Source organism: bacterium, assembly GCA_040755795.1.
Lineage (GTDB): Bacteria > UBA9089 > CG2-30-40-21 > CG2-30-40-21 > SBAY01 > JBFLXS01.
In genome coordinates this window covers 1-1,824 of sequence record JBFLXS010000607.1, presented here as the reverse complement: position 1 = coordinate 1,824, position 1,824 = coordinate 1, and the positions used below count along the sequence as shown (strand labels likewise).

The following is a 1,824-nucleotide window of genomic DNA, read 5'->3' as shown; positions in this document are numbered from 1 at the left end:
AATTCTTCTTCAAATGAGAGTAATCCCATTTTCTTGAAGCGGTATATAGGGAAGCGTTTGTTGTCAGTCATCCACTTTCTTGAAAACTTGAAGCTTCTCAACCTCATACGCAACCAACAGTCTAATCTTCGATATGTCTTCTGCATATCGCCAAGCCGAAAGTAATTGACATTCCCTCTGATGACAGGATTTAACTTATCAATAACGGTCTTAAGGTTAACCCCTTGTGTGCGTTTAGTTATTTCTCTGATGTTGTCCTTGAGCTTACCCAGTGACTTATCTCTTATTCCCTTATACTTGCCACTGAACTTATATCCAAGAAACCCGAAACCTCTTTTGAAATTAGTTAGTTTGGTTTTATCCTCGCTTAATTTCAATCCAAGTTTTCCTTCGACAATCTCTTTGACTAAGGATAGGGCGACAGGTAGTTGAGCCTCTGTCTTTGTCATAACCATAAAGTCATCGGCGTATCTGACAAACTTATATCCTACCTTTTCCAGCTCCTTGTCAATAACATCTCCCACAAGGTTTGCCAGTAACGGAGATATGACCCCACCTTGCGGTGTGCCTTCGTTTGTCTCATAGAAGATATTATCTTCCATTACCCCTGCCTTGAGCATATTGGTAATACTGTTTAACACCCAACCATCAGCGATTTTTTCACGCAGTCTATCCAGTATAAGTTTATGGGGTATGGTGTCATAGAATGCCTTAATATCGGTATCTAAAACATATCTATACCCTTGTTCCTTATACTCTTCCACCCTCTTGATAGCATCGTGACAGCTTCTTTTAGGTCTAAATCCAAAACTGTTATCTGAGAATTCGTTCTCAAATATAGGTTCTATGATTTGCCTAAATGCCTGCTGTATAACCCTGTCTTTTACAATTGGAATGCCCAATGGTCTTTTGTCATTCCTGCCTTTAGGTATATATACCCTTAAAACAGGAGAAGGTTTGTATATCTTTGTCTTTAGCTCCTGATGAATATTTATGATATTCACCTCAAGATTAGCCTCAAACTGCTTTATACTTACCCTGTCAAGACCTGCTTTGCCTTTATTCTTCTTTACTTGTTGAAAGGCAGAATAAAGGTTATTTAGACTGAATACCTTGTCCCTTAATGAATGCCACTTATGCATCTCTCTTAAACTTTCCTCCTGGATAGTCTCCGAATTATCCATTTATCAACCGTGTTTCCCCAGTTTACCCCTTCTGATACTTCTGATACGGCAGAGGTTACCGCTTTTATTCAGATTATCAGTAGTTATACCTGCTGAGCGTATTAAATGGACATCTTTGACTACCTCCTATACGGTTATGTCCCTTCATCCTGATTTTCTCAAGATTACTATGAACAATGCTGACAACTCTAAAGATGGACATTTGAAAGATAAACATCCATCACCATCTCATAAAGATTGGATTTCGGATTTCCCTTATACCGCTCTCTTAGTCTTAATTAAAAGACAAGATGTGAGTTCTCCTTTGGTCATATGGATTACCCATTTTCCCTTCGTGATGTATGTTTAAACGCATTACCCAGAGATGCATTAACCTAACCTATTTGGACATCTCCGACAAGGACATTGCCAGTGCTTCGCTGAGAAAGGGCAGTTGGCACGAGTTAATACGCCATACTCATACACCCCAATAGGTCATCTGTAATTCGTCACTCCATCATATCACCTCACGATGATACCCTGTCTTTCTGTAGATATGGATTGCTCCTTTATCTACATAATTACAAACTTCTATACAAGGATTAGGCTTGCATAGGTGGTATTCCCAACCACTCGGGTATCCCATACTTCAAAGCACACC

General features: G+C 39.4%; 2 protein-coding genes. Both read right to left on the bottom strand.

The features are described 5' to 3' along the window. Nucleotides 1–1,184 (bottom strand): group II intron reverse transcriptase/maturase (ltrA, locus tag AB1414_20180; GenBank protein MEW6609732.1); only part of this gene is annotated, 1,184 nt, incomplete at its 3' end. A gap of 76 nt (nucleotides 1,185–1,260) precedes the next feature. Next, nucleotides 1,261–1,401: a hypothetical protein gene (locus AB1414_20175; protein MEW6609731.1), complete on the bottom strand. Its 141-nt coding sequence runs from the start codon at nucleotides 1,399–1,401 to the stop codon at nucleotides 1,261–1,263. Nucleotides 1,402–1,824 lie beyond the last annotated feature (423 nt).

Bases quoted from the DNA above. Each gene is read 5' to 3' on its own strand.
- AB1414_20175 (MEW6609731.1), bottom strand. From the start codon at position 1,401: ATGTTTATCTTTCAAATGTCCATCTTTAGAGTTGTCAGCATTGTTCAT.